The organism is Streptomyces ficellus, from assembly GCF_009739905.1.
GTDB classification, from domain to species: Bacteria; Actinomycetota; Actinomycetes; order Streptomycetales; family Streptomycetaceae; genus Streptomyces; species Streptomyces ficellus_A.
The window spans coordinates 2,826,610-2,852,613 of the sequence record NZ_CP034279.1 but is presented as its reverse complement, the minus strand read 5'-3'; the positions used below and the strand labels follow the sequence as shown (position 1 = coordinate 2,852,613).

Below are 26,004 nucleotides of genomic sequence, written 5' to 3'. Positions count from 1 at the left end.
AGCTGTCTTACGGAGATCGCCATGACCCGCACTCCCGTGAATGTCACCGTGACCGGCGCGGCCGGCCAGATCGGTTACGCGCTGCTCTTCCGCATCGCCTCCGGCCACCTGCTCGGCGCGGACGTGCCGGTCAAGCTGCGCCTCCTGGAGATCCCGCAGGGCCTCAAGGCCGCCGAGGGCACCGCCATGGAGCTCGACGACTGCGCCTTCCCGCTGCTGCGCGGCATCGAGATCACGGACGACCCGAACGTCGCCTTCGACGGCGCCAACGTCGCCCTCCTGGTCGGCGCCCGCCCGCGGACCAAGGGCATGGAGCGCGGTGACCTCCTGGAGGCCAATGGCGGCATCTTCAAGCCGCAGGGCAAGGCCATCAACGACAACGCCGCGGACGACATCAAGGTCCTCGTCGTGGGCAACCCGGCCAACACCAACGCGCTGATCGCTCAGGCCGCCGCCCCGGACGTACCGGCGGAGCGCTTCACCGCGATGACCCGCCTGGACCACAACCGCGCGATCTCGCAGCTGGCGGCGAAGACCGGTGCTGCCGTCTCCGACATCAAGCGCCTGACGATCTGGGGCAACCACTCGGCCACCCAGTACCCGGACGTCTTCCACGCGGAGATCGCCGGCAAGAACGCCGCCGAGGTCGTGAACGACCAGGCGTGGCTCGCCGACACCTTCATCCCGACCGTCGCCAAGCGCGGCGCCGCGATCATCGAGGCCCGTGGCGCCTCCTCGGCCGCCTCCGCCGCGAACGCCGCGATCGACCACGTCCACACCTGGGTCAACGGCACCGCCGAGGGCGACTGGACCTCCATGGGCATCCCGTCGGACGGCTCCTACGGCGTCCCGGAGGGCCTCATCTCCTCCTTCCCGGTCACCTGCAAGGACGGTAAGTACGAGATCGTCCAGGGCCTGGACATCAACGAGTTCTCCCGCACCCGGATCGACGCCTCGGTCCAGGAGCTCGCCGAGGAGCGCGACGCCGTCCGCGGCCTGGGCCTCATCTGAGCCGTACGCCTCACCCGAGCCGTAACGCTCGCTCCGAGCCGTAGCGCTCGCGCACGTCACCGCCCCCGGTAGCTCTCCCGCTGCCGGGGGCGCGGTGGTTCCGCGGTGGGCGGGGCGCCGGTGTAGGGGCGGCGCAGGCGCAGGAACGGCAGTTCGATGGCGTGGTACGTCAGGAACGACACCGCGACGGTCAACGGCAGGGCCACCAGCAGCGTGACGGCGAAGGCGGCCCACACCGGCGGCAGGGCGGCGGGGAACCACCCCCACTCGCCGATCACCGTCAGCACCATGAAGTGCGTCAGGTACACCGAGAAGCTGATCTCCCCGAGCCGGGCCGCGCCGCGGGAGAGCCGGCCGCCGCCGTTCTCCCGGGCGCCCGCCACGTACGCCGCGACCACCAGCGCCCACACCGCGCCCTCCGCGCCGCTCCAGGCCAGCTTCAGCGGGCTGTCGGAGACGAACCCGTGCACCTGGTTGAACGACCACAGCAGCCCGAGCGCGAGCGCCAGGGCCACCGGCGGCAGCCAGCGGGCCCGCAGCCGGTCCCGGTGGTGGACGTACACCCAGGCGGCCAGCATGCCGAGCAGGAACTGGTCGATCCGCCCCGCCAGGCCCAGGTAGAGCGACGCGGTGTGCGGTTCGGGAGCCGGGCTGCTCAGCCACACCAGTGCCCGCAGCAGGAACACCGCCGCCAGCAGCCGCAGGAGGGCGCCGGGGCCGCGTTCGGCGAGGAGCCGGCACAGCAGCGGGAACACCAGGTAGAACTGCATCTCCACGCACAGCGTCCAGAAGACGCCCCCGTACGGCTGGGCCGGGGTGGCGAACGTCAGGATCCGCAGCAGGTCCTGGAACGTGGGCAGGGTGACCTGGGTGGCCAGGCCCAACAGGGCGACGACCAGGTAGAGCGGGTAGATGCGCAGCAGCCGGTTGGTGAGGAAGCGGCCGTAGCGGACCGGTCTGCCGTACGCGCCGACGGTGAAGATGAAGCCCGACAGGACCATGAACAGCGCGACGCCCGTGTGGCCCTCGAAGACGAGGGTGGCGGCCGGGTTCGCCGAGTACAGCCAGTCCGTCGCGGGGACGAAGCGGCGGCCCTCGATGCGCGCGCTGAGCAGCTGGCACCCGTGGTACAGGACGACGAGCACGGCGGCGACGGCCCGCAGGTGGTCGACGGGGGCGAGGTAGACGCGGTCGTCGCTGCTGCGCATGGACGCACCCTAGGGCGCCCCGGGGGCGCTGCCCGGGAGCGACGCCGACACCGGTCATCCATTCGGATCATTGCAAAAACGCTATGGGATGTAGTACTTCTTATACATGAGCGAGCAGGTGCACAACAGGCTGGCCGTGGTGCGGGCGGAGCGCAAGGTGTCGCGTCAGACGCTGGCCGACGCCCTCGGGGTCCACTACCAGACCATCGGCTACATCGAGCGGGGGCAGTACAACCCGAGCCTCGACCTGGCCCTGAAAGCGGCCAAGTACTTCGGGCTGCCGGTGGAGGCGCTGTTCTCCCTGGAGCCGTTCCAGCCGCTCACCACGGAGATCTACGGGGACAACGGGAGGAAGCAGTGACCACCACCGCGACGCGTTACGACCGGCGGATGTACGCGATCATGAACCGCCGGGACATGCAGGCCCTGGGCCGCACGGCCGGGCGCCGCCGCACCCTGGTCGCGGTGCACGCCGCGCTCACGGCCGCGTCGATCGCCCTGTGGCTCGGCAGCGTCCACCTCGCCCCGCTGTGGATGCCGGTCGCCCTGCTGGCGCTGGTCCTGCCCTGGTGCGTCGCCATGGGCGCCATCAACGCGACCACGCGCGGACTGCTCGAGCTGCGCGGCCACATGCTGGACGAGCGTCAACTCGTCGAGCGGGACCGGGTCCGGTCCGTCGCCCACCGGATCACGCTGGGGCTGCTGTTCGCCGCCGCCGCCGGGACGGGCCTGGCGATGTGGCTCGCAGACGTCCGCTTCGACGGCTCCCTGCTCTTCCCGGCGCTGTTCGCGCTGCTGGTCACGCACTGGATGCTGCCCGCCTGGGTGGCGTGCCTGCGGGTGCAGGACGACCTGCCCGACGAGGACTTCGAGCCCGTCGGCAACTGAACGCGACCGCGCGGCTACCCAGCCTAGGAGTGAGCAAACCCACTTTCGCGCATGCTTTCCGTTCTTCGGGGCAGGGACCCCGGTCGCCGACCACCGTCGGTGACGAACCGATCGGGAACGGAAGGCAAACGCGACGTGTCGGACCAACTGACCATCCATGTGGGCGGGGAGTGGCGAGCAGCCGCCACCGGCGCCACGCGCGAGATCCTCGACCCCGCCGACGCCACCACCCTCGCGGTCGTCGCCGAGGGCGGCGCCGAGGACACCGACGCCGCGATAGCCGCCGCCCGGACGGCGTTCGACGACGGCGCCTGGCCCCGCACCCCCGTCGCCGAACGGGCCGCGCTGCTGCGCCGGGTGGCCGACCTGCTCCAGCGCGACCGCGAGACCCTGGGCCTGCTGGAGAGCCGCGACGCCGGGAAGACCCTGGAAGAGGGCCGCGTCGACGTCGACTGCGTGACCGACGCGTTCCGCTACTTCGCCGACCTCGTGATGAACGAGAGCGGCGGCCGGGTCGTCGACGCCGGCACCCCCGACGTCCACAGCGTCGTCGTCCACGAGCCCGTCGGTGTGTGCGCCCTGATCACGCCCTGGAACTACCCGCTGCTCCAGGCCAGTTGGAAGATCGCCCCGGCGCTGGCCGCGGGCAACACCTTCGTCGTCAAGCCGAGCGAGATCACCCCGCTCACCACGGTCGCCCTCGTCCGGCTCCTCGCCGAGGCGGGCCTGCCCGACGGCGTCGCCAACCTGGTCACCGGCCCCGGCGACCCCGTCGGCGCTCGCATGTCCGAACACCCCGACGTCGACCTGGTGTCGTTCACCGGCGGACTCGTCAGCGGTACGAAGGTGATGCGCGCCGCCGCCGACAGCGTCAAGAAGGTCGCCCTCGAACTGGGCGGCAAGAACCCCAACGTCGTCTTCGCCGACGCCTGCGCCACCGACGAGGGCTTCGACACCGCCGTCGACCAGGCGCTCAACGCCGCGTTCATCCACAGCGGCCAGGTCTGCTCGGCCGGCTCCCGCCTCATCGTCGAGGAGTCGCTGCGCGAGCGCTTCGTCGCCGAACTGGCCCGCCGCGCCGAGAGGATCCGGATCGGCCGGGGCACCGACAAGGGCGTCGAGTGCGGCCCCCTCGTCTCTGCGCAGCAGCTCGCCCGCACCGAGGAGTACGTCGCCTCCGCCCTCGCCGAGGGCGCCGTCCTGCGCGCCGGTGGCGAACGCCCCACCGGACCGGCGTACGGGGACGGCTACTTCTACCGCCCCACCGTCCTCGACCGCTGCCACCGAGGCATGCGCGTCGTGCGCGAAGAGGTCTTCGGCCCGGTGCTCACCGTGGAGACCTTCCGCACCGAGGACGAGGCCGTCGCCCTCGCCAACGACACCGAGTACGGCCTGGCCGGCGGCGTCTGGTCCGCCGAACCCGGCCGCGCCCGCCGCGTCGCCGGCCGGCTGCGCCACGGCACCGTCTGGATCAACGACTTCCACCCCTACCTGCCGCAGGCGGAGTGGGGCGGCTTCGGCAAGAGCGGTATCGGCCGCGAGCTGGGCCCCGCCGGCCTCGCCGAGTACCGCGAGACCAAGCACGTCTACCAGAACCTGGCTCCGCGCCCCGTGCGCTGGTTCGCCGGCTGAGCGCCGCCGAGCGCGCCGAGCAGGGACGACAAGGAACACACAACATGAACACCGAGCACACCGACAACACCGAGTACGACTACGTCATCGTCGGCGGCGGCACCGCCGGGTCCGTCATCGCCCACCGGCTCAGCGCCGACCCCGGCGTCACCGTCGCCGTCATCGAGGGCGGACCCTCCGACGTCGACCGCCCCGACGTCCTCACGCTGCGCCGCTGGATGGGCCTCCTCGGCGGCGACCTCGACTACGACTACCCCACCACCGAGCAGCCCCGCGGCAACTCCCACATCCGGCACAGCCGCGCCCGCGTCCTCGGCGGCTGCTCGTCGCACAACACGCTCATCTCCTTCAAGCCGCTGCCGTCCGACTGGGACGAGTGGGAGGAGGCCGGGGCCGCCGGCTGGAACGCCGCCGCGATGGACCCGTACTTCGACAAGCTGCTCAACAACGTCGTCTCCGTCGACGAGAAGGACCGCAACGCCATCGCCCGCGACTTCGTCGACGCCGCCCAGGCCGCGCTCGGCGTCCCGCGCGTGGAGGGCTTCAACAAGCAGCCGTTCCACGAGGGCGTCGGGTTCTTCGACCTCGCGTACCACCCGGAGGACAACAAGCGCTCCTCCGCGTCGGTCGCCTACCTGCACCCGGTCATGGACGAGCGCGCCAACCTCCACCTGATGCTGGAGACCTGGGCGTACCGGCTGGAGCTGGACGGCACCCGCGCCACCGGCGTCCACGTCCGCGCCAAGGACGGCACCGAGCGGCTCGTCACCGCCCGCCGCGAAGTCCTCGTCTGCGCCGGCGCCGTGGACACGCCCCGGCTGCTGCTGCACTCGGGCATCGGGCCCCGCGAGGACCTCGAGGCACTGGGCATCCCCGTCGTCCACGACCTGCCGGGCGTCGGCGAGAACCTGCTCGACCACCCCGAGTCGGTCATCGTCTGGGAGACCGACGGGCCCATCCCCGAGAACTCCGCCATGGACAGCGACGCCGGTCTGTTCGTCCGGCGCGACCCCGAGTCCCGGGGCCCGGACCTGATGTTCCACTTCTACCAGATCCCCTTCACCGACAACCCCGAGCGGCTCGGCTACGAGCGCCCCGCGCACGGCGTGTCGATGACCCCGAACATCCCCAAGCCGCGCAGCCGCGGCCGCCTCTACCTCACCAGCGCCGACCCCGAGGTCAAGCCGGCCCTCGACTTCCGGTACTTCACCGACGAGGACGACTACGACGGCCGCACCCTCGTCGACGGCATCCGCATCGCCCGCGAGATCGCGAAGACGGAGCCGCTCGCCGGCTGGCTCACCCGCGAGGTGTGCCCCGGGCCCGCCGTCACCGGTGACGAGGAGCTCAGCGAGTACGCCCGCAAGGTCGCCCACACCGTCTACCACCCCGCCGGCACCTGCCGGATGGGCGCGGTGGACGACGAACAGGCCGTCGTCGGGCCCGACCTGAGGATCCGCGGACTCGACGGCATCCGGATCGCCGACGCGTCCGTCTTCCCGACCATGCCCGCCGTCAACCCGATGATCGGGGTGCTGATGGTCGGCGAGAAAGCCGCGGAACTGCTGGGAGGCGGTGCCTGATGAGTACGGACCACGTGAGCGACGACCCGACCCCGACCCCGACCCCGACCTCTGACGCGACCCCGGCCCCCGACGCGGCCCCGGTCTTCTCGGTCGAGGGCCTGTGGAAGGTGTTCGGCCCCAAGGCCGACCGCGTCCCCGGCTCGCCCGAACTCGCCGGGCTGCCCGCCGCCGAACTGCGCGAGCGCACCGGCTGCACCGCCGCCGTCCGCGACGTCTCCTTCGACGTCCGCAAGGGCGAGGTGTTCGTCGTCATGGGCCTGTCCGGCTCCGGCAAGTCCACCCTCGTCCGCTGCCTGACCCGGCTCATCGAGCCGACCTCCGGCAGCGTCGCCATCGACGGCGAGGACATCCTGTCCATGGACAAGGCCCGGCTGCGCGAACTGCGCCGCCACCGCGCCGCCATGGTCTTCCAGCACTTCGGCCTGCTGCCGCACCGCACGGTCCTCGACAACGTCGCGTACGGCCTGGAGATCCAGGGCATGGGCCGCGCCGAACGCCGCGCCAAGGCCGCCGAGGTCGTCACCAAGGTCGGCCTGGCCGGCCTGGAGGACCGCAGGCCCGGCCAGCTCTCCGGTGGCCAGCAGCAGCGCGTCGGGCTCGCCCGCGCCCTCGCCGTCGACCCCGAAGTGCTCCTGTTCGACGAGCCGTTCAGCGCCCTCGACCCGCTGATCCGGCGCGACATGCAGGAGGAGGTCATCCGGCTCCACCGCGAGGAGGGCCGCACGATGGTCTTCATCACCCACGACCTCAACGAGGCCCTGCGCCTCGGCGACCGCATCGCGCTGATGCGCGACGGGCGGATCGTGCAGCTCGGCACGCCCGAGGAGATCGTCGGCTCGCCCGCCGACGACTACGTGCGCGACTTCGTCCGGGACGTGCCGCGCGAGCAGGTCATCACCGTGCGGTCCGCCATGCGCCCACCGCGCGAGAGTGACGCCGAGTCCGGCCCGGCCGTCGCCCCCGGCGCCACCGTGTCCGAGGCCATCGAGGCGGTCGCCCGCAGCGGCGGCCCCGTCCGGGTCGTCGACGCCGGCCGGTGCGTGGGGATGGTGGACCACGAGGGCCTGCTCTCGGTCGTCGCCGGTGTCCCCGCGGGGAAGGCGGCGGCATGACCGCGGCCGTGACCGCCCCCGCGAACCCCCGCCTGCCGGCCGCCGCGCGCCGCTACTGGCCGCTGGCCGCGGTCCTCGTGCTCGTCCCGCTCGGCCTCCTCCTCGCCGGGCGCGGCACCTGGCCCGCCTCCCTCTCCGTCGACCTGTCCGGACCGCTCGGCTCCGCCAGCGACTGGATCGTCGACAACCGCGACAGCCACCCGCTGTTCCTCTACTTCTTCGGGCACGTCAGCAACGCCGTCGTGCTGTCCGTGCGCGGCGTCTACCTGGTGCTCCTCGCCGCCGGCTGGGCGGGCGTCACCGCCGCCGCCGGACTCGTCGCCTGGCGCGTGGCCGGCCCGCGCCTCGGGGTCACCGCCGTCGCCGCGTTCGCCGTGTGCGGGCTGCTCGGCATGTGGGTGCCCACCATGCAGACCCTGGCGCTCATGGTCGTCGCGGTCGCCGCGTCCGTCGCCCTCGGCGCGGTCCTCGGCCTCGCCGCGGGGCTCTCGGACCGTACGTACCGGGCGCTGCGGCCCGTGCTGGACACCATGCAGGTGCTGCCCGCCTTCGCGTACCTGCTGCCCGTGGTGCTGGTCTTCGGCATCGGCGTCCCGGCCGCCGTCCTCGCGACGGTCGTCTACGCCGCCCCGCCCATGGCCCGCCTCACCGCGCTCGGCCTGCGCGCCGCCGACCCCGGCGTCCTGGAGGCCTCGGCCTCGCTCGGCGCCACCGGCAGGCAGCGGCTGCTCACCGCCCGGCTGCCGCTCGCCCGCAAGGAACTGCTCCTCGGCGTCAACCAGTCGATCATGATGGCCCTGTCCATGGCCGTCATCGCGTCCGTCATCGGCGCGGGCGGCCTCGGCGACCGCGTCTACCAGGCGCTCGCCTCCGTCGACGTCGGCGCCGCGCTCGCCGCCGGCATCCCGATCGTGCTCCTGGCGGTCGTCCTGGACCGCACCGCCACCGGCAACAGCCCGGACTCCGGTCCGGCGGCCCGCGCCTGGCTCGCCGCCGGCGCCGCCGTGATCGCCGCCGCCGTCGCCGGCCGCCTGGCGGGCGCGCTCACCTGGCCCGAGGCGTGGCACGTCGACATCGCCGAGCCCGTCAACCGCGCCGTCGACTGGATGACCGCCCACCTCTACTCGGGCGTCCCCGTCGTCGGCGGCACCGCCGACTGGGCGGCGCACTTCACCGGCTGGGTCCTCGACCCCGTACGCGACGGGCTCCAGGCCCTGCCGTGGTGGGCGCTGCTGCTGCTCGTCGGCGCCCTCGCGCTGCTCGTCGGCACCTGGCGCACCGCGCTGACGGCCGTCGCCGCCATGGCCGCCATCGGCGTCCTCGGCGTGTGGGACGCCTCGCTCGACACCCTGTCGCAGGTGCTCGCCGCCGTCGCCGTCACGCTGGTCCTCGGCTTCGGCGTCGCGGTCGCCGCCGCGCGCAGCGCCCGGCTGGAGCGTGCGCTGCGCCCGGTCCTGGACGTCTTCCAGACCATGCCGCAGTTCGTGTACCTGATCCCGGTGGTCGCCCTGTTCGGCGTGGGCCGCGCCCCGGCGGTCGCCGCCGCCGTGGTGTACGCCCTGCCCGCCGTCGTCCGCATCACCACCCAGGGCCTGCGGGGCGTCGACCCCGTGGCGCTGGAGTCCGCCCGCTCGCTGGGCGCCACCGGCTGGCAGCAGCTGCGCCAGGTGCAGCTCCCGCTCGCCCGGCCCGCGCTGCTCCTCGCCGTCAACCAGGCGGTCGTCCTCGTCCTCGCCGTCGTCATCATCGGCGGCCTGGTCGGCGGTGGCGCGCTCGGTTACGACGTGGTCTTCGGCCTCGCCCAGGGCGACCTGGCGACCGGCCTGGTCGCGGGCGCCGCGATCGTCTGCCTGGGCCTGATGCTCGACCGGGTCACCCAGCCGACCGGAAAGGAGGCGTGACATGCGCAGGCGCATCATGGCTCCGCTGATCGCCGCTTCGACCCTGCTGTCCCTCTCCGCGTGCGGCGCGGCCGACATGACCCAGCAGGCCTCCCCGTACGCCGCCGCCGAGGGCGCGAAGACGGTCACCCTGTCCGTCCAGTCGTGGGTGGGCGCGCAGGCGAACGTCGCCGTGGCGAAGTACCTGCTCGAACACGAGCTGGGCTACCGGGTCGACACCGTCCAGGTCGACGAGGTCCCCGCGTGGGACGCCCTCAGCCAGGGCCGGGTGGACGCCCTCCTGGAGGACTGGGGCCACCCGGAGCAGGAACAGCGGTACGTCGAGGACAAGAAGACCATCGCGCGCGGCGGCGACCTGGGCGTGACCGGCCACATCGGCTGGTTCGTACCGAAGTACTTCGCCGACGCGCACCCGGACGTCACCGACTGGAAGAACCTGAACAAGTACGCCGACCAGCTCCGCACCGCGGAGAGCGGCGGCAAGGGGCAGCTGCTGGACGGCTCCCCGTCGTACGTGACGAACGACAAGGCGCTGGTGAAGAACCTCGACCTGGACTACAAGGTCGTCTTCGCGGGCTCCGAGGCGGCCCAGATCACCCAGATCAAGCAGTTCGCCAAGGAGAAGAAGCCGTTCCTGACGTACTGGTACAAGCCGCAGTGGCTGTTCGAGAAGGTGCCGATGACGGAGGTGAAGCTGCCCGCGTACAAGGAGGGCTGCGACGCCGACCCGGAGAAGGTCGCCTGCGCCTACCCGCACACCCCGCTCCAGAAGTTCCTCAACGCCGACTTCGCCGAGAAGGGCGGGAAGGCCGCCGCCTTCCTGAAGAACTTCCGCTGGACGGTGGAGGAGCAGAACGAGGTGGCGCTGATGATCGCCGAGGAGAAGCTGTCGCCGGAGGCGGCGGCCGAGAAGTGGGTCGAGGCCAACGAGCCGACGTGGCGGAAGTGGCTGCCCTGACCACCGGCCGACCGGGTGCCGGGTGACCCCCCTGACCCGGTGAACTCCCGCGCCCCCGGCGACCGGTCCTCCGGCCGCCGGGGGCGCGCGGCGTGCGGTGCGGCGGCGTACCGGGGGTCAGCGCAGGAGCCATTGGCGGGTGAGCGCCATGACGTCGGCGCGGCTGTGGGCGCCGTGGTCGGCGGCGACCACATGGGCGCCGATCCGGACCGAGAAGGTGAGCATGCAGCGGACCTCGACGTCGGCCGGGTCCGGGCAGAACGACGCGAACAGCGCCCGCAGGTAGTCCATCCGCCGGTTGTCCACCCGGCGCAGCCGCTCCGCCACCGCCGCGTCGCGGCGCGCCCACTCGCGGATCGCGAGGTCGACGGCGGTGCCCCGGACCGCCTCCTCGTCGGAGGCGGCGACGAGGGTGAACAGCCGCTCCAGCTTGCTCCGCCCGTCGCCGCCACCACCGTCGACGTGCTCGATCACCGCCTCGGTGACCTCGCGCTCCCAGGTGTCCAGCATCTCGGTGAGGAGCGCGTCCCGGTTGGCGAAGTACCCGTAGAAACCGCCCTTGCTGACGCCGAGCGCCTGCGCCAGCGGCTCGATCCGCACGGCGTCCGGGCCGCCGGCCGCGAGCGCCCGCAGGCCTGCCTCGATCCACGTGCCGCGCGGCGTCCGGGCCAGCGCCATGGTGTGTCTCCCCTCACGTCGGCCCGTTGTCTATACGGAGCCGTATACGGAGCCGTACGAACGGGTCTAGCCTTGATCTGTACGCCATCGTATAGATAGGGGTCCGTAGATGAGGCTGCCCAGAAGCGCCCACACGTCCCGCCCGTGGAGGATCCACGAGATCGCCACCGGCTTCCACGTCGAGGACGTGTGGGAGCTGCCCACCCCCGGCGGCCCCGACGACCTCGCCCGCCTGGTGCGCCAGATGGCCGACGGCGAGGGCGGCGACGGCCGCTCGCCCATCTCCGCCCCCGTGCCGCGCGCCCTGTTCGCGATCCGCTGGAAGCTGGGCGCCCTGCTCGGCTGGGACCGGCCCGGTGACGGTGTCGGCGGCCGGGTGCCCAGCCTGCGCGCCCGGTTGCCGGCCGACCTGCGCGACGGCCCGCGCGGCCCCGACCTGCGGGCGGCCCCCTTCACCTCGCTCTACCAGACCCACGACGAGTGGGCCGCCGAGATGGCCAACCGCACCGTCCACACCGTGATGCACATCGGCTGGGTGCCGGACGCCGGCGGCGGCGGCCACCACGGCCGCATGGCCGTCCTGGTCAAGCCCAACGGGCTGCTCGGCGCCGCCTACATGGCGGCCATCAAGCCCTTCCGGTACCTGGGCGTCTACCCGGCCCTGCTCCGGATGATCGGGCGCGAGTGGCGGGCGGGCGCCGGTGCGCGCTGACCCGGGCGGCGGCGCCCCGGCCCGCCGCGCCCTCGCCCGCCGCGCCCCCGCCGCCTTCCGTGCCGGGGCCTGGGCGTGGGTCGTCACCGGTGCCGGACACCTCGCGCTGGAGGGCCTCCTGGCGCTGCGCCCCGAGGACCCGGCGGCGGCCCGCGCCACCGGGGCCATGCGGGCGTACGGCATCGCGTTCGGCGGCGTCCGGCGCAGCCTGTACGACATCGACCGGGGCATGTCCTACGTGATGGCCACCGCGCTGGTCTTCGCCGGGGTGGTGTGCCTGCTCGTGGCGCGCTCCGCGCCCGGCCTGGTCACGCGGTCCCGGGCGCTGAGCGGTCTGGCGCTGGCCGCCTCCCTGGTGGTGCTGGGCGTGTCGCTGACCCTGCTGCCGGCCCCGCCCGCCGTCCTGTTCACCGTCGCCTGCGCCGCGTTCGGCCTCGCGCTCGCCGGAGCCCGGCGGGATCCGGCGTAGTCGGGCTCACGCCAGGTCGTCGTACATGGACAGCAGCGTCTGCTCGTCCGGTTCGGCGGCCGGTGGGCCCCCGTGCGGGACCTGTTCAGCCCAGACGACCTTGCCCCCGGGGGTGAAGCGGGCGCCCCAGCTCCTGGTGAAGCGGGCCACCAGGAACAGGCCGCGCCCGCCCTCCTCGGTGGTGGCCGCGCGGCGGATGCGCGGGGAGGTGTTGCTGCGGTCGGACACCTCGCAGAACAGCGAGCCGTCCCGCAGCAGGCGGAGGCCGATGGGGCCCCGGCCGCCGTACCGGACGGCGTTGGTGACCAGTTCGCTCACCACGAGCCCGGTGCTGAAGTCCAGTTCCGCCAGCCCCCATCGGGCGAGCTGGTGGTGCGTCAGCTCGCGGGCGCGGGCGACCACCGCCGGGTCGGAGGGCAGCTCCCAGGACGCCACCCGGTCCTCCGGCAGGGCCCGCACCCGGGCCAGCAGGAGCGCCACGTCGTCGTGCGGGCCGTCGGGCAGCAGGGCGCCGGTGACCCGGTCGCAGATCCGCTCCAGCGACGGTTCCGGACCGGTGAGCGAGGCCAGGAACAGCGCGGTGCGGGCCTCGGTGTCGGTGCCGCCGTAGCCGCGTATCTCCTTGAGCAGCCCGTCCGTCCACAGGGCCAGCAGGCTGCCCTCCGGCAGGTCCACGCCGACCGACTCGTACGGCCCGAGGTCGCCGACGCCGAGCGGTGGCCCGGCCGGCAGGTCGAGCAGCCGCGCCCGGCCGCCCGGGGTCAGCAGCGCGGGCGGCGGGTGACCGGCCCGGGCGGCCGTGCAGCGGCAGGACACCGGGTCGTACACCGCGTACAGGCAGGTCGCCCCGGTGGCCGGGTCGTCGGACGTGCGGCTGACGAGGTCGTCCAGGTGGGTCAGGACCTCCTCCGGCGGCAGGTCCATGGCGGCGAGGGTCCGCACCGCCGTACGCAGCCGGCCCATGGTGGCCGCCGCCTGGAGCCCGTGCCCGGCCACGTCGCCGACCACCAGGGCCACCCGCATCCCGGACAGCGGGATCGCGTCGAACCAGTCCCCGCCCACGCCCGCCGTGGCGTCCGCCGGGAGGTAGCGGAAGGCGAGGTCGGCGGCGGTGAGCCGGGGCGTGTCGCGCGGCAGCAGACTGCGCTGGAGGGTGAGGGAGGCCTGGTGCTCGCGGCTGTAGTGGCGCGCGTTGTCCAGGCTGATCGCGGTACGGGCGGCCAGCTCGCCCGCCAGGGTCAGGTCGTCGTGCTCGTACGGCCGGTTCCGCCCCCGGCGGTAGAACCCGGCGAGGCCGAGCACGGCGCCCCGGGAGCACAGCGGGGCGCCCAGGTACGAGTGCACGCCCTCGCCGAGCAGGTCCACGGGGTGACCGGCGGCCGCCTCGGGCCCCGTCAGGGCGTCCGTGACCACCGAGTCGGTGACCGGCCGCCCGGTGGCCAGGCACCGGGCCTGGGGTGTGCCCGGCGGGTGGGTGACCGTCCCGTCCACGAAGGCGGCCCCCTCGGCTCCCGCGCCCCGCGCACCCCTCGCGCCTCCCGCGTCCCGCGCGTCTTCGTCCGGCCAGGCCGCCACCCTGCGCAGCACCGCACCGGGCCCGAGCGGCGAGGCCGGGGGCTCCTCGCCCGCCAGGGCGCCCTCCACCAGGTCGACCACGACCAGGTCGGCGAAGCGCGGCACGGCGATCTCGGCCAGCTCCTGGGCGGTGCGCCGCATGTCGAGGGTGGTGCCGACGCGCACGCCCGCCTCGTTCAGCAGCGACAGCCGTCCGCGCGCCTCCGCCGCCAGGCGCCCGACCCCCGGCTCGCCCACCAGCAGCAGCCACGCGTCGGTCGGGTCACCGGGCGCATCGGTGCCACTGGCCGCATCCGCCCCGGCAGCCTCACCGGGCTCACCGGCCCCGGTGGGCGTGTCCGGCTCGGCCGGTCCGCCGACCGCCGCCCGGTGCAGCAGCGGCACGGCGCGGCCGTCGGGAGCCGTCGCGGCGGCCGCCCCCACCGTGCGGCCGCCGCCACCGTCACCGCCGCCCGTGGTCCCGGTGTCGGCGAAGCTGACCTCGACGGCGGCGCCCTCCGCGTCGCCGTGGCGCAGCTCCCGGCGGCGCAGCGTCGCCACGCGCCCGCCCGCCAGCGGTACCTCCGCGAACGCCCGGCCGCCGTCGTCCCCCGACGGTGCGGCGATCAGGTCGATGGCGCTCTCCAGCAGCGCCAGGCGCTCCGCGCCGGCCAGCCGGGGCGGGGCCGCGCCGAGGGGGGCCAGCTCGCCCGAGCCGAGGTGGAGCCGGGCGTGCCCGCCGCGCTCCCTGGCCCGCAGGAAGGAGCTCATCAGGTTGCGCTCCCTGGCCGCGCTCAGGTCCAGCAGACGCTCGGCGATGCGGTCGGTGGCGTCCTGGAGGGCCAGCGCCATCCCCGGCTCGGCCAGCTCCTTGGGTACGGAGAGGTTGACCGCGCCCAGCACGGTCCCGCCCACGGGGTCGCGCACCGGGGCGGCCATGCAGGTCAGCTCCTTGAGGTTGTGCAGGAAGTGCTCTTCGCCGACGACCACGAAGGGTGCCCTGGTGCTCAGCACCATGCTGACGCTGCTGGTGCCCATGTACCGCTCGTCGACGTTGGCGCCCGGCACCAGGGAGGCGGCGTCCATGAGCTCCAGCCCGGCCGGGTCGCCCCGCCGGTCGACGAGGTTCGCCCGGGCGTCGGCCAGGGCCACGGTGACGGGCAGGCCCGCGAACCGTTCGCACAGCCGGTCCAGCACCGGTGCGGCGGCCCTGACGAGCCTGGAGTCGGGGTCGAGGTCGTCCTCGACCGGGAGGGCAGCGCCCTCGGTGCCGATCCCGAGCGACTCCGAGCGCCGCCAGGAGGCGAGGATCTCCGGGCGTACTCCGCCGTCGGGCGGCCTCTGCTCACCGTGATCGTCCACACCGTCAGGATAATCGGGCTAATCGGGCATTTCGCCCCCGGTTCTCTCGGGTCGCTCCCGGGTGTCCTCGCGCGCGTGCTCCCGTGGCCGGTCGCCGCGCACGGACGGCGGGCCGGAAACCGCTCGCCCGCACGGGCGGCCGGGCCCTAGGGTCACCGGTATGACGATCATGGGGGCACAGGACATCGACGAGGCGGTCGCGGTCACCGCCGCCGCCCTGCGGGGCGTGGCGGACCGGGACTGGTCCGGACCGGCGGCCGGACTGGACTGGAGCTGTTACGACACGGCCGTGCACATCGCCGGGGACTTCACCGGCTACGCCACCCAGCTGACCGGCCGCTCCACCGACTCCTACGTCCCGTTCGAGATCGGCGCCGACCCGGGGACGCCGCCCGCCGGGCTGGTCCGCGTCATCGAGGCCACCGGCGGTCTGCTGTCCGCCGCCGTCCGCACCACGCCGCAGGACGTGACCGCCTGGCACCCCTACGGAATGGCCGGGGCCGACGGCTTCGCCGCGATGGGCGTCGTCGAGGCGCTGCTGCACACGTACGACATCCTCGGCGCCCTCGGCGAACCCGGCTGGCGGGCGCCCGGCCACCTCGCCGCCCGCGTCCTGGACCGCCTCTTCCCGCACGCCCCGCGCGACCTCGACGCCACCGAAACCGCCACCGCCACCGACCCGTGGCGGACCCTGCTGTGGGCCACCGGCCGCGCCGGCCTGGGCGACCTGCCGCGACCGGCCGTCTGGCGCTGGTACGCCGCACCGGTCCGCAGCGAGCGCCTCCTGCTGTGCGAGGTGTCCCCGCTCGTCGGGGCCGACCTGCGCGACGGCGGCTCCGGCGGCTTCGCCTGGGCGGCCGGCGGCCCGCCGGAGGGCACCCGCATCGCCGGCGGGCTGGTGGCCGACGCCCGCGAGGCGGGGACGTACCGGCCCGGCTGGGGCACGTACGTCGTCGTCCGCGCCGCCGACCGCCGCGCGGTGGGCGCCATCGGCTTCCACGCCGCCCCGGACGCCGACGGCCGGGCCGAGGTCGGTTACGACCTGGTGGAGGGCGCCCGCGGCCACGGCTACATGACCGAGGCCCTGCGCGCCCTCACCGGCTGGGCGTTCGCCCGGCCGGAGGCGGCCGTGCTGCGCGCCGTCGTCGACAGCAGCAACACGCCCTCGCACGGGGTCGTGTCCCGCGCCGGGTTCACCAGGGCCGCCGAGGCCGAGGGCCGGGTGGTCTACGAGCTGCGCCGCACCTGATCGGCGATCTCCCGCACCGCCACCATCGCGCGGTGCAGCAGCCCGGGCCCGAACGTGACGCGGGTGGCGCCCAGGCGGCCCAGTTCCCCGACCGGCGGACCGCCCGGGAGGGGGGCCACGTTGATGGGCCCGTCGATCCGCGCGCGGAGCAGCGGAAGGTGCTCGGGCGGCACGCGGATCGGGTAGACGCAGTCGGCACCCGCCGCGACGTACAGCCTCGCCCGGGTGACCGCGTCCTCCGGGTCGGTGCCGCCGCGCAGGAAGGTGTCCACGCGGGCGTTGACGAACAGCTCGCCGCCCGCCTCCGCCCGTACCTCCGCCAGCCGGTCGGCGTGCGCCCGCGGGTCCAGGAGCGTTCCCGCCCGGGAGTCCTCCAGGTTCACCCCGACCGCGCCGGCGTCCAGAACGCGGGCGACGAGCTCCTTGGGCGCGAGCCCGTAACCGCCCTCCACGTCCGCCGACACCGGGACGGACACCGCCCGGGCGATCCGGGCGACGGCCGCGAGCATCTCGTCGGCGGGCGTCGCCCCGTCCTCGTACCCGAGCGACGCCGCCACCCCCGCGGACGGCGTGGCCAGAGCGGGGAACCCGGCCTCCTCGAAGGCGCGGGCGCTGGCCGCGTCCCACGGGCCGGGCAGGACCAAGGGGTCCTCCGGGGCCCGGCCGTGATGCAGGGCACGGAAGACGCCCGCGGCGCCCGTCACTTGGCCGTGCCGTGGTACTGGCCGGGCGTGTAGTGGCCGGGGACCATGCGGGTGGTCACCGCGAAGCGGTTCCAGGCGTTGATGACGTTGATCGCCGCGATGAGCTGGGCCAGTTCCTTCTCGTCGAACTGCTTCGCGGCCCGCTCGAACACCTCGTCCTCGACGAAACCGTCCGTCAGGACCGTGACCGCCTCGGTCAGTTCGATCGCGGCCAGCTCCTTCTCGGTGTAGAAGTGCCGCGACTCCTCCCAGGCGCTGAGCTGGATGATGCGCTCGACCGACTCGCCCGCCGCCAGCGCGTCCTTGGTGTGCATGTCCAGGCAGTAGGCGCAGTGGTTGAGCTGCGAGGCGCGGATCTTGACCAGCTCCAGCAGGACCGGGTCGACGCCCTGGCGGGCGGCGGCGTCCAGCCGGACCATCGCCTTGTAGACCTCGGGCGCCTGCTCGGCCCAGGAGAGGCGGGGGGTGTGCTCGGGCGCGTACCCGTCCGTGGCCGTTCCGGTGTGGGTGTGGGTGTGGGTCTGCGGCTTCGTCTGCGTCTCTGTCGTCATGGCTACGACCCTACGAGGGGTGTGGCACACGGGTATGGTCCATTTCCATGACGGATTCCTGGGCCACTTTCGGCGCCGACCTGCACCTGGAGCTACGGGGCACCGGACTGCGCTCCGGCCTGATGGAGGCGCTGCGGGAGGCCGTCAGGAGCGGGCGGCTGGCCCCGGGGACGCGGTTGCCGTCCTCCCGGTCGCTCGCCGCCGACCTGGGCGTCGCCCGCAACACGGTCGCCGACGCGTACGCGGAGCTGGTCGCCGAGGGCTGGCTCACCGCGCGGCAGGGCTCGGGCACCCGCGTGGCCCGGCGTGCGGCCCTCCGCCCCGGCCCGGCGGCCGGGCAGCGCGGTACGGGGCACCGGGGAGCCCCGGCCGCCCCGGCCCCGGCCCGCCGGCCGCCCGTGCGCCGCCCCGCCCCGCACACCCTGTACCCGGGCGCGCCGGACCTGGCGTCCTTCCCGCGCGGCGAGTGGCTGAAGGCGGCCCGCCGCGCGCTGACGTCCGCCCCGCACGAGGCGCTCGGCTACGGCGGACCGCACGGCCGCGTCGAGCTGCGCACCGCCCTCGCCGACTACCTGGCCCGCGCGCGGGGCGTGCACGCCGACCCCGACCGCATCGTCGTCTGCTCCGGCTTCGTCCACGGGCTGCGGCTGATGGCCCGGGTGCTGCACCGGCGCCGGGTGCGGGAGGTCGCCGTCGAGTCGTACGGGCTCGACATCCACTGGAACCTGCTCGCCGAGGCCGGACTCGCCACGCCCGCCCTGCCGTACGACGAACACGGCACCCGCACCGGTGAGCTGCGCCGCCAGGGCGCGGTGCTGATCACCCCCGCGCACCAGTTCCCGCTCGGCGGCGCGCTGCCGCCCGACCGGCGGGCCGCCGCCGTCGACTGGGCGCGCGGCACGGGCGCGCTGATCCTGGAGGACGACTACGACGGCGAGTTCCGCTACGACCGCCAGCCCGTCGGCGCCCTCCAGGGCCTGGACCCCGAGCGCGTCGTCTACCTCGGTACGGCGAGCAAGTCCCTGACGCCGGGGCTGCGGCTCGGGTGGATGGTGCTCCCCGAGGGCCTGGTCGACGACGTGCTGGCGGCCAAGGGCGGCAGCGACTGGACGTCCAGCGCGCTGGACCAGCTGACGCTGGCGGAGTTCATCCGCTCCGGCGCGTACGACCGGCACGTGCGGGGCATGCGGCTGCGGTACCGCCGGCGGCGCGACCAGCTGGTGGCCGCGCTCGCCGAACGGGCGCCCGGCATCCGCGTCTCGGGCATCGCGGCAGGGCTCCACGCGGTGCTGGAACTCCCGCCCGGCACCGAGCGGACCGTCGTCCAGGCCGCCGCCTGGCACGGCCTGGCCGTCAACGGCCTGGACCGCTTCCGCCACCCGGACGTCCCGCCCGGCCGCGACGCCCTCGTGGTCGGCTACGCCACCCCGACGGACAGCGCCTGGTCCGGCGCCCTGGAGGCCCTCTGCCGGGCCCTGCCGTGACCGCGGGAGTCCCGGCGCCCCCGCGTCCCGGTACGCCGGCGCCGGGTCAGCGCAGCACCTGCCGCAGCTGCTCCAGGCCCCAGTCGAGGTCCTCCTTGCTGATGGTCAGCGGCGGGGCGATCCGGATCGTGGAGCCGTGGGTGTCCTTGACCAGGACCCGGCGGTCCATCAGCCGTTCCGAGATCTCCCGGCCCGTGCCGAGGCCCGGCACGATGTCCACGCCCGCCCACAGGCCGCGGCCCCGCACCGCCTCCACGGCGCCGCCGCCGACCATCAGGCCCAGCTCCTGGTGGAGGTGGTCGCCCAGCTCGGCGGCGCGCTGCTGGTACTCGCCGGTGCGCAGCATCGCCAGCACCTCCAGCGCCACCGCGCACGCCAGCGGGTTGCCGCCGAACGTCGAGCCGTGCTCGCCCGGCCGGTGGACGCCGAGCACCTCCGCGCTCGACACGACCGCCGACACCGGTACGACACCGCCGCCCAGCGCCTTGCCCAGCACGTACATGTCCGGGACGACGTCCTCGTGTTCGCACGCGAACGTCCGGCCCGTGCGGCCCAGACCCGACTGGATCTCGTCCGCGACGAACAGCACGTTCCGCCGCCGGGTCAGCTCCCGCACCGCCGGCAGGTACCCGGCGGGCGGCACCAGCACCCCCGCCTCGCCCTGGATCGGCTCCAGCAGCACGGCGACGGTGTCCTCCGTCATGGCCGCCTCCATCGCCGCCAGGTCGCCGTACGGCACGATGTCGAACCCGGGCGTGTACGGGCCGTAGTCCGCCCGCGCCTCGGGGTCGGTGGAGAAGCTGACGATCGTCGTCGTACGGCCGTGGAAGTTGTCCGACGCCACGATGATCCTCGCGGCGCCGTCCGGCACGCCCTTGACGCGGTACCCCCACTTGCGGGCGGTCTTCACGGCGGTCTCCACCGCCTCCGCCCCGGTGTTCATCGGCAGCACCATCTCCATGCCGCAGAACTCGGCCAGTTGCTCGCAGAAGTCGGCGAACCGGTCGTGGTGGAACGCCCGCGACGTCAGCGTCACCCGCTCCAGCTGCGCCTTCGCGGCGTCGAGCAGCCGCCGGTTGCCGTGGCCGAAGTTGAGCGCCGAGTAGCCGGCGAGCATGTCGAGGTACCGGCGCCCCTCGACATCGGTCATCCAGGCACCCTCCGCCGACGAGACGACGACGGGCAACGGGTGGTAGTTGTGCGCGCTGTGCGCCTCCGCGGAAGCGATCGCCTCTTGTGTTCTCGACACGGGTTCTCCGTTCGTCCTGCGGCGTGGGGCGGTGGTGGCGCCCCTTTCTATCGTCGCTCGCCATACGGACGAGGAAACATCGAGTCGCGCGTGGCGGTTAGGCTGGCGGTACGCGCGGCGACTGGCGTACGGGGAAGCGACCCCGGGGGAGCCGTGCGCGGCAGACCACACGAGGGTGCCGCCCGCCTGGGCATCCGAGGACCTCGTCCGTGCTGCCGGCCCCCTGGAGGACGCCATGACCAGCCTCGCCGTCTCCGCCCACCACGCCCCCGCCCGCCACCCGGCGCTCGCCGCCGCCGATCCGGAACTCGCCGCGCTCGTCGGCGCGGAGGAGCGGCTCCAGGCGGACACCCTGCGCCTGATCCCCAGCGAGAACTACGTCTCGCAGGCGGTCCTGGAGGCCTCCGGGACCGTCCTGCAGAACAAGTACAGCGAGGGCTACGCGGGCCGGCGCTACTACGAGGGCCAGCAGAACGTCGACCAGGTCGAGCGGCTCGCCGTCGCCCGGGCGAAGGCCCTCTTCGGCGTGGACCACGCCAACGTCCAGCCCTACTCCGGCTCCCCGGCGAACCTCGCCGTCTACCTGGCCTTCGCGCAGCCCGGCGACACCGTGATGGGCATGGCCCTCCCGATGGGCGGTCACCTCACGCACGGCTGGGGCGTCTCCGCGACGGGCTCCTGGTTCCGGGGCGTCCAGTACGGCGTCCGCCAGGACACCGGGCTGATCGACTTCGACGAGGTGCGCGACCTCGCCCTCAAGGAGCGTCCCAAGGTCATCTTCTGCGGGGGCACCGCCCTGCCCCGGACCATCGACTTCGCCGCCTTCGCGGAGATCGCCCGCGAGGCGGGCGCCGTGCTGGTCGCCGACGTGGCGCACATCGCCGGCCTGATCGCGGGCGGCGCCCACCCGTCGCCGGTGCCGCACGTCGACGTCGTCTCCACGACCACCCACAAGACCCTGCGCGGGCCGCGCGGCGCGATGCTCATGTGCCGGGAGGAGCACGCGAAGGCCATCGACAAGGCGGTCTTCCCGGGGCTCCAGGGCGGCCCGCACAACCAGACCACCGCCGCCATCGCCGTCGCCCTGCACGAGGCGTCCGGCGCCTCCTTCCGCGACTACGCGCACGGCGTCGTCGCCAACGCGAAGGCGCTCGCCGACGAGCTGCTGGCCCGGGGCTTCGACCTGGTCTCCGGCGGTACGGACAACCACCTGATCCTCATGGACCTCACCCGCAGGGACGTCCCCGGCAAGATCGCGGCCAAGGCGCTGGACCGGGCGGGGATCGTGGTCAACTACAACACCGTCCCCTACGACCCGCGCAAGCCGTTCGACCCCTCCGGCATCCGCATCGGCACGCCCTCCCTCACCTCGCGGGGGCTCGGTACGGAGCACATGGGGGCCGTCGCCGAGTGGATCGACCGGGGTGTCACGGCGGCCCGCACCGGTGACGAGGCGGCCCTCGCCATGATCCGCGCCGAGGTCGCCGACCTCATGGCCGCCTACCCGGCCCCCGGCCTCCCCGTCTGACCCCGCTCGGCCTCCCCGCCCGGCCCCGGACCGGCCGCCCCCTCCCGGGACGGCCGGAACCGGGGGCCCGGACGGCTGTGTCGCTCGTCTCAGCCCCTTGAGTTCCCGACCTGTCGGCGGCAACTGAGAGAATGAGGGACATGGCCTCTGATCGTCCTCGCGTGCTCTCCGGGATCCAGCCCACCGCCGGCTCCTTCCACCTCGGCAACTACCTCGGCGCGGTCCGCCAGTGGGTCGCTCTCCAGGAGAGCCACGACGCCTTCTACATGGTCGTCGACCTGCACGCGATCACCATTCCGCAGGAGCCGGGGGAGCTGCGCGCCAACACCCGGCTCGCCGCCGCCCAGCTGCTCGCGGCAGGGCTCGACCCCGAGCGCTGCACGCTCTTCGTCCAGAGTCACGTCCCGGAGCACGCCCAGCTCGCCTGGGTCATGAACTGCCTCACCGGCTTCGGCGAGGCGTCCCGCATGACGCAGTTCAAGGACAAGTCCGCCAAGCAGGGCGCCGACCGCGCCTCGGTCGGCCTGTTCACGTACCCGGTCCTCCAGGTCGCCGACATCCTGCTGTACCAGGCCCACGAGGTCCCGGTCGGTGAGGACCAGCGCCAGCACATCGAGCTGACGCGCGACCTCGCCGAGCGGTTCAACGCCCGCTTCGGTGAGACGTTCAGGGTCCCGGCTCCGTACATCCTGAAGGAGACGGCGAAGATCTACGACCTTCAGGACCCGTCGGTCAAGATGAGCAAGTCCGCCTCCACCCCGAAGGGCTTGGTCAACCTCCTGGACGAGCCGAAGGCGACCGCGAAGAAGGTGAAGAGCGCGGTGACCGACACCGACACCGTGATCCGCTTCGACCCGGTGGACAAGCCGGGCGTCAGCAACCTGCTGACGATCATGTCCACCCTCACCGGCACCCCCGTCCCCGAGCTGGAGCGCGGCTACGAGGGCAAGCTGTACGGGGCGCTGAAGACCGATCTCGCCGAGATCATGGTCGACTTCGTGACCCCGTTCAAGACCCGTACCCAGGAATACCTGGACGACCCGGAGACGCTGGACTCGATCCTGGCCAAGGGCGCGGAGAAGGCCCGCTCGGTCGCCGCGGAGACGCTGGCGCAGGCGTACGAGAAGGTGGGCTTCCTGCCCGCGAAGCACTGAAGCGGGCAGCTCTGGTCACGCGGCGGGTCCACCCGCCACACTGGCGGCTGACGGCGGAGACGACCGCCGGCCGGCAGCACACCACCGACGACCGCACCGACACTGAGGAGAACGACGTGGGGACCGTAACGCTCGGCGTTTCGATCGCGGTCCCGGAGCCATACGGCAGCCTGCTCCAGGAGCGGCGCGCGGGCTTCGGCGACCCCGCCGCGCACGGCATCCCCACGCACGTCACGCTGCTCCCGCCGACCTCGGTGGAGGAGGCACGGCTGCCCGCGGTCCGGGCCCACCTCGCCGAGGTCGCGGCGGCCTGCCGGGCGTTCCCGATGCGGCTGTCCGGCACGGGCACGTTCCGTCCGCTGTCGCCGGTCGTCTTCGTGCAGGTCGTGGAGGGCGCGGCGGCCTGCTCGTGGCTCCAGAAGCGGGTCCGGGACGCCTCGGGCCCGCTGGAGCGGGAGCTGCTGTTCCCGTACCACCCGCACGTGACGGTGGCGCACGGCATCGCCGAGGAGGCGATGGACGTGGCGTACGAGGAGCTGGCCGACTTCGAGGCGTCCTGGACCGTCGGCTCCTTCGCCCTGTACGAGCAGGGTGCGGACGGCGTGTGGCGGAAGCTGTCCGAGTACGAGTTCGGCGCCGGCCGCCCGGCCCCGTCCGTCCCCGCCCAGGGCTCCCCGGTGGACGAACCGGCCACCAGCCGCGGCTGACCGGCCCGCCGGCGACACGCCCTAGAGGGGCAGGCGGCGGAAGAGCGGGCGGGGCAGGTGCCGTACGGCCGCCATCACCAGGCGGAGCCTGCCCGGCACCCACACGGTCTCCGACCGGCGCCACAGCCCCTGCTCGATGGCGTGCGCCACCGCCTCCGGTGTCGTGGCCATGGGCGCCTCCGCCAGCCGGGCCGTCATCCGCGTCCGTACGAACCCGGGCCTGACGATCATGACGTGGACGCCGGAGCCGTGCAGGGCGTCGCCCAGGCCCTGGGCGAAGGCGTCGAGGCCCGCCTTGCTGGAGCCGTAGATGAAGTTCGCCCGCCGGGTCCGCTCGGCGGCCACCGACGACAGCACGACCAGCGCGCCGTGCCCCTGCGCCCGCAGCGCGTTGGCGCAGGTCAGGCCGGCGGAGACGGCGCCGGTGTAGTTGGTCTGGGCGACCCGGACGGCGTCGAGCGGCGCCGCCTCGTCGCGACCCTGGTCGCCGAGGACGCCGAAGGCCAGCAGCACCATGTCGACGTCGCCCTCGGCGAACACCTTCCCCAGCGTCTCCTCGTGGGCGGCCGGGTCCAGGGCGTCGAACGGCACGGTGTGGACGGTCACCTCGTCCTGCCCGGTGCGCAGCTCGCGCAGCGAGACGGCGGCCGCGTCCAGCTCGGGGGAGGGGCGGCCGGCCAGCCAGACCGTGCGGGTGCGGCGGGCGATCAGGCGCCGGGCGGTGGCGAGCGCGATCTCGGACGTGCCGCCGAGGACGAGCAGGGACTGGGGGGCGCCGAAGGCGTCCTTCATGACGGCGTACTCCTTCACGATTTCACAGAGACAGGCGGCGGGCGAGGTCCGAGGTGAACACCGAGCGCGGGTCCAGCTCGGCGCGCAGGGCGAGGAAGTCGGGCAGCCGGGGGTACATGGCGCGCAGTGCGTCGGGGCGCAGCCGGGAGTCCTTGGCGAGGTAGACGCGTCCGCCGGCGTCCGCGACCTCCTCGTCGAGCTCGTCGAGGAACGTGCCGAGGCCGCTGAGCCCGGCCGGGATGTCCAGGGCCAGGGTCCAGCCGGGCATCGGGAAGGACAGCCAGCCCGGGTCGCCCTCGCCGAAGCGTTTGAGGACGGCGAGGAAGGACGGGCAGCCCCGGCGGGCGATGCGGCGCACGATGCGGCGCAGGGTGTCCTCCCGGCCGTGTCCGACGACGAACTGGTACTGGACGAAGCCGCCGCGCCCGTAGACCCGGTTCCAGTGCGGGACGCCGTCCAGCGGGTGGAAGAAGGCGGACAGCCGCTGGAGTTCGCCGGTGCGGTGCCGGGGCGCCTTGCGGTACCAGAGTTCGTTGAACAGGCCGACCGCCGGGCGGCTGAGGAGCCCCTCGGGCACGAAGGAGGGCGCCGGGGGCAGCCGGCCGGGGCGGAAGGCGAGCGGGTCGCGCCGGGCGCGGCGGGGGAGGGCGTCGTGGGGGGCGTGGTCGCCGCGGGTGAGGACGGCGCGGCCGGTGGCGGCGCCGCGGGCGAGCAGGTCGATCCAGGCGACGGAGTAGCGGTAGCCGTGGTCGTCGGCGGTGAGGCGGGCCATCAGGTCGTCGAGGTCGGCGGCGCGTTCGGTGTCGACGGACATCCAGGACGTCTCGACGGGCAGCAGCTGGAGGGTCGCGGAGAGGATGACCCCGGTGAGGCCCATGCCGCCGGTGGTCGCGTCGAAGAGGTCGGTGCCGGGGGCGACGGTGTGGATCGTGCCGTCGGCGGTGAGGAGGTCGAAGGCGCGTACGTGGCGGCCGAACGACCCGGAGACGTGGTGGTTCTTGCCGTGGATGTCGGCGCCGATGGCCCCGCCGACGGTGACGTAGCGGGTGCCGGGGGTGACGGGGACGAACCAGCCGAGCGGCAGCAGCACCTGCATCAGGCGGTGCAGGCTGACGCCCGCGTCGCAGACCACGAGCCCCGCGTCCGCGTCGACGGAGCGGATGCGGGCGAGGGAGGTCATGTCCAGTACGGCGCCCCCGGCGTTCTGCGCCGCGTCGCCGTAGGCGCGGCCGAGCCCGCGGGCGATGCCGCCGCGGGTGCCGCAGGCGCGGACGGCGGCGGCGGCCTCCTCGTAGCTGCGGGGGCGGACGACGCGGGCGACGCTGGGGGCGGTGCGGCCCCAGCCGGTCACCGGTTCGGCGGGGTCGGTGGAGGTGTCGGCGTCAGACATGGATGCGACCGTATCGCCGCACTTGGGTCATTTGACGGGTTTGTCGGTGGAGTCGTCGGCTCGCCGATATGGGTGATTAAACGAGTGTCGTACAAGATTGTCGCGTCCTGTGGTGTGCGGAGCGC

General features: G+C 74.0%; 23 protein-coding genes and 1 riboswitch. Of the genes, 15 read left to right on the top strand and 8 right to left on the bottom strand.

Annotated elements, in window-relative coordinates:
- The first annotated feature begins 21 nt into the window (after window positions 1–21).
- Window positions 22–1,011, top strand: a complete 990-nt coding sequence (locus tag EIZ62_RS12315) for a malate dehydrogenase (protein WP_156692755.1) — start codon at window positions 22–24, stop codon at window positions 1,009–1,011.
- 56 nt (window positions 1,012–1,067) lie between these two features.
- Here the strand turns inward: EIZ62_RS12315 and EIZ62_RS12310 are convergent, their stop codons facing one another.
- Window positions 1,068–2,219: an acyltransferase family protein gene (locus EIZ62_RS12310; RefSeq protein WP_156692754.1), complete on the bottom strand. Its 1,152-nt coding sequence runs from the start codon at window positions 2,217–2,219 to the stop codon at window positions 1,068–1,070.
- 106 nt (window positions 2,220–2,325) lie between these two features.
- Between EIZ62_RS12310 and EIZ62_RS12305 the strand changes: the two genes are divergently transcribed.
- From EIZ62_RS12305 to EIZ62_RS12275, 7 genes are all read left to right on the top strand, one after another.
- Window positions 2,326–2,580: a helix-turn-helix transcriptional regulator gene (locus EIZ62_RS12305; RefSeq protein WP_156692753.1), complete on the top strand. Its 255-nt coding sequence runs from the start codon at window positions 2,326–2,328 to the stop codon at window positions 2,578–2,580.
- Complete coding sequence (locus tag EIZ62_RS12300; RefSeq protein ID WP_244375644.1) at window positions 2,577–3,107, top strand: hypothetical protein; 531 nt, start codon at window positions 2,577–2,579, stop codon at window positions 3,105–3,107. Before EIZ62_RS12305 ends, EIZ62_RS12300 begins: the two co-directional genes overlap by 4 nt.
- A gap of 135 nt (window positions 3,108–3,242) precedes the next feature.
- Entirely contained in the window at window positions 3,243–4,739 is a 1,497-nt protein-coding gene (locus EIZ62_RS12295) for an aldehyde dehydrogenase family protein (protein ID WP_244375642.1), read from the top strand.
- A 44-nt stretch (window positions 4,740–4,783) separates the two neighbouring features.
- Window positions 4,784–6,322 carry a GMC family oxidoreductase gene (locus tag EIZ62_RS12290; RefSeq protein WP_156692751.1) on the top strand — a complete coding sequence of 513 codons (1,539 nt, stop codon included), beginning with the start codon at window positions 4,784–4,786 and terminating at the stop codon, window positions 6,320–6,322.
- Window positions 6,322–7,437 carry a quaternary amine ABC transporter ATP-binding protein gene (locus tag EIZ62_RS12285; RefSeq protein ID WP_156692750.1) on the top strand — a complete coding sequence of 372 codons (1,116 nt, stop codon included), beginning with the start codon at window positions 6,322–6,324 and terminating at the stop codon, window positions 7,435–7,437. The genes EIZ62_RS12290 and EIZ62_RS12285 overlap by 1 nt, the downstream gene beginning before the upstream one ends.
- Window positions 7,434–9,338, top strand: coding sequence for an ABC transporter permease subunit (locus EIZ62_RS12280; RefSeq protein ID WP_156692749.1), 1,905 nt, complete (start codon window positions 7,434–7,436; stop codon window positions 9,336–9,338). Before EIZ62_RS12285 ends, EIZ62_RS12280 begins: the two co-directional genes overlap by 4 nt.
- Window position 9,339: 1 nt before the next feature.
- The gene (locus EIZ62_RS12275; protein ID WP_156692748.1) at window positions 9,340–10,296 is read left to right on the top strand and encodes an ABC transporter substrate-binding protein; all 957 of its coding nucleotides are present in this window, start codon (window positions 9,340–9,342) and stop codon (window positions 10,294–10,296) included.
- 117 nt (window positions 10,297–10,413) lie between these two features.
- Here EIZ62_RS12275 and EIZ62_RS12270 read toward each other — a convergent pair whose 3' ends face one another.
- Entirely contained in the window at window positions 10,414–10,974 is a 561-nt protein-coding gene (locus EIZ62_RS12270; protein ID WP_156692747.1) for a TetR/AcrR family transcriptional regulator, read from the bottom strand.
- A 109-nt stretch (window positions 10,975–11,083) separates the two neighbouring features.
- Between EIZ62_RS12270 and EIZ62_RS12265 the strand changes: the two genes are divergently transcribed.
- Complete coding sequence (locus EIZ62_RS12265; RefSeq protein WP_156692746.1) at window positions 11,084–11,686, top strand: DUF2867 domain-containing protein; 603 nt, start codon at window positions 11,084–11,086, stop codon at window positions 11,684–11,686.
- Complete coding sequence (locus EIZ62_RS12260; RefSeq protein ID WP_156692745.1) at window positions 11,676–12,155, top strand: LIC_13387 family protein; 480 nt, start codon at window positions 11,676–11,678, stop codon at window positions 12,153–12,155. Before EIZ62_RS12265 ends, EIZ62_RS12260 begins: the two co-directional genes overlap by 11 nt.
- 6 nt (window positions 12,156–12,161) lie before the next feature.
- Here EIZ62_RS12260 and EIZ62_RS12255 read toward each other — a convergent pair whose 3' ends face one another.
- A complete protein-coding gene (locus EIZ62_RS12255; RefSeq protein ID WP_156692744.1) occupies window positions 12,162–15,071 on the bottom strand; it encodes a SpoIIE family protein phosphatase in 2,910 nt (969 codons plus the stop codon).
- 160 nt (window positions 15,072–15,231) lie between these two features.
- On the opposite strand from EIZ62_RS12255, the gene EIZ62_RS12250 reads away from it, so the two are divergent.
- Window positions 15,232–16,320, top strand: a complete 1,089-nt coding sequence (locus EIZ62_RS12250) for a GNAT family N-acetyltransferase (protein ID WP_156692743.1) — start codon at window positions 15,232–15,234, stop codon at window positions 16,318–16,320.
- Here the strand turns inward: EIZ62_RS12250 and EIZ62_RS12245 are convergent.
- Together EIZ62_RS12245 and EIZ62_RS12240 are read right to left on the bottom strand one after the other, a co-directional pair.
- Complete coding sequence (locus tag EIZ62_RS12245; protein ID WP_156692742.1) at window positions 16,299–17,024, bottom strand: isocitrate lyase/PEP mutase family protein; 726 nt, start codon at window positions 17,022–17,024, stop codon at window positions 16,299–16,301. The genes EIZ62_RS12250 and EIZ62_RS12245 overlap by 22 nt on opposite strands.
- The gene (locus EIZ62_RS12240) at window positions 17,021–17,575 is read right to left on the bottom strand and encodes a carboxymuconolactone decarboxylase family protein (protein ID WP_156692741.1); all 555 of its coding nucleotides are present in this window, start codon (window positions 17,573–17,575) and stop codon (window positions 17,021–17,023) included. The genes EIZ62_RS12245 and EIZ62_RS12240 overlap by 4 nt, the downstream gene beginning before the upstream one ends.
- 47 nt (window positions 17,576–17,622) lie before the next feature.
- Between EIZ62_RS12240 and pdxR the strand changes: the two genes are divergently transcribed.
- On the top strand, window positions 17,623–19,059 hold the full coding sequence (gene pdxR, locus EIZ62_RS12235) for a MocR-like pyridoxine biosynthesis transcription factor PdxR (protein ID WP_156692740.1): 1,437 nt from the start codon (window positions 17,623–17,625) through the stop codon (window positions 19,057–19,059).
- A 46-nt stretch (window positions 19,060–19,105) separates the two neighbouring features.
- Here pdxR and rocD read toward each other — a convergent pair whose 3' ends face one another.
- Window positions 19,106–20,308: an ornithine--oxo-acid transaminase gene (gene rocD, locus EIZ62_RS12230; RefSeq protein ID WP_156692739.1), complete on the bottom strand. Its 1,203-nt coding sequence runs from the start codon at window positions 20,306–20,308 to the stop codon at window positions 19,106–19,108.
- Window positions 20,309–20,415: 107 nt separating this feature from the next.
- Window positions 20,416–20,507: riboswitch (ZMP/ZTP riboswitch) on the top strand.
- Between the two features lie 36 nt (window positions 20,508–20,543).
- Here rocD and EIZ62_RS12225 point away from each other — a divergent pair.
- The 3 genes from EIZ62_RS12225 to EIZ62_RS12215 all read left to right on the top strand — a co-directional run bounded on the left by EIZ62_RS12225 (window position 20,544) and on the right by EIZ62_RS12215 (window position 23,697).
- The gene (locus EIZ62_RS12225; protein ID WP_156692738.1) at window positions 20,544–21,836 is read left to right on the top strand and encodes a serine hydroxymethyltransferase; all 1,293 of its coding nucleotides are present in this window, start codon (window positions 20,544–20,546) and stop codon (window positions 21,834–21,836) included.
- 140 nt (window positions 21,837–21,976) lie between these two features.
- The gene (trpS, locus tag EIZ62_RS12220; RefSeq protein ID WP_156692737.1) at window positions 21,977–22,990 is read left to right on the top strand and encodes a tryptophan--tRNA ligase; all 1,014 of its coding nucleotides are present in this window, start codon (window positions 21,977–21,979) and stop codon (window positions 22,988–22,990) included.
- A gap of 116 nt (window positions 22,991–23,106) precedes the next feature.
- The gene (locus EIZ62_RS12215) at window positions 23,107–23,697 is read left to right on the top strand and encodes a 2'-5' RNA ligase family protein (RefSeq protein WP_156692736.1); all 591 of its coding nucleotides are present in this window, start codon (window positions 23,107–23,109) and stop codon (window positions 23,695–23,697) included.
- Window positions 23,698–23,718: 21 nt separating this feature from the next.
- Here EIZ62_RS12215 and dprE2 read toward each other — a convergent pair whose 3' ends face one another.
- Both dprE2 and dprE1 read right to left on the bottom strand, forming a co-directional pair.
- A complete protein-coding gene (gene dprE2, locus EIZ62_RS12210; RefSeq protein ID WP_156692735.1) occupies window positions 23,719–24,489 on the bottom strand; it encodes a decaprenylphospho-beta-D-erythro-pentofuranosid-2-ulose 2-reductase in 771 nt (256 codons plus the stop codon).
- A 22-nt stretch (window positions 24,490–24,511) separates the two neighbouring features.
- Window positions 24,512–25,879 (bottom strand): decaprenylphosphoryl-beta-D-ribose oxidase, encoded by a 1,368-nt coding sequence (gene dprE1, locus EIZ62_RS12205; protein ID WP_156692734.1) that lies wholly within the window; start codon window positions 25,877–25,879, stop codon window positions 24,512–24,514.
- Between the last annotated feature and the right edge of the window lie 125 nt (window positions 25,880–26,004).

Bases quoted from the DNA above. Each gene is read 5' to 3' on its own strand.
- EIZ62_RS12265 (WP_156692746.1), top strand. From the start codon at position 11,084: ATGAGGCTGCCCAGAAGCGCCCACACGTCCCGCCCGTGGAGGATCCAC.
- pdxR (WP_156692740.1), top strand. From the start codon at position 17,623: ATGACGGATTCCTGGGCCACTTTCGGCGCCGACCTGCACCTGGAGCTA.
- EIZ62_RS12285 (WP_156692750.1), top strand. From the start codon at position 6,322: ATGAGTACGGACCACGTGAGCGACGACCCGACCCCGACCCCGACCCCG.
- trpS (WP_156692737.1), top strand. From the start codon at position 21,977: ATGGCCTCTGATCGTCCTCGCGTGCTCTCCGGGATCCAGCCCACCGCC.
- EIZ62_RS12240 (WP_156692741.1), bottom strand. From the start codon at position 17,575: ATGACGACAGAGACGCAGACGAAGCCGCAGACCCACACCCACACCCAC.
- EIZ62_RS12270 (WP_156692747.1), bottom strand. From the start codon at position 10,974: ATGGCGCTGGCCCGGACGCCGCGCGGCACGTGGATCGAGGCAGGCCTG.
- dprE2 (WP_156692735.1), bottom strand. From the start codon at position 24,489: ATGAAGGACGCCTTCGGCGCCCCCCAGTCCCTGCTCGTCCTCGGCGGC.
- EIZ62_RS12315 (WP_156692755.1), top strand. From the start codon at position 22: ATGACCCGCACTCCCGTGAATGTCACCGTGACCGGCGCGGCCGGCCAG.
- EIZ62_RS12305 (WP_156692753.1), top strand. From the start codon at position 2,326: ATGAGCGAGCAGGTGCACAACAGGCTGGCCGTGGTGCGGGCGGAGCGC.
- EIZ62_RS12250 (WP_156692743.1), top strand. From the start codon at position 15,232: ATGACGATCATGGGGGCACAGGACATCGACGAGGCGGTCGCGGTCACC.
- EIZ62_RS12280 (WP_156692749.1), top strand. From the start codon at position 7,434: ATGACCGCGGCCGTGACCGCCCCCGCGAACCCCCGCCTGCCGGCCGCC.
- EIZ62_RS12225 (WP_156692738.1), top strand. From the start codon at position 20,544: ATGACCAGCCTCGCCGTCTCCGCCCACCACGCCCCCGCCCGCCACCCG.
- EIZ62_RS12275 (WP_156692748.1), top strand. From the start codon at position 9,340: ATGCGCAGGCGCATCATGGCTCCGCTGATCGCCGCTTCGACCCTGCTG.
- EIZ62_RS12290 (WP_156692751.1), top strand. From the start codon at position 4,784: ATGAACACCGAGCACACCGACAACACCGAGTACGACTACGTCATCGTC.
- EIZ62_RS12310 (WP_156692754.1), bottom strand. From the start codon at position 2,219: ATGCGCAGCAGCGACGACCGCGTCTACCTCGCCCCCGTCGACCACCTG.
- dprE1 (WP_156692734.1), bottom strand. From the start codon at position 25,879: ATGTCTGACGCCGACACCTCCACCGACCCCGCCGAACCGGTGACCGGC.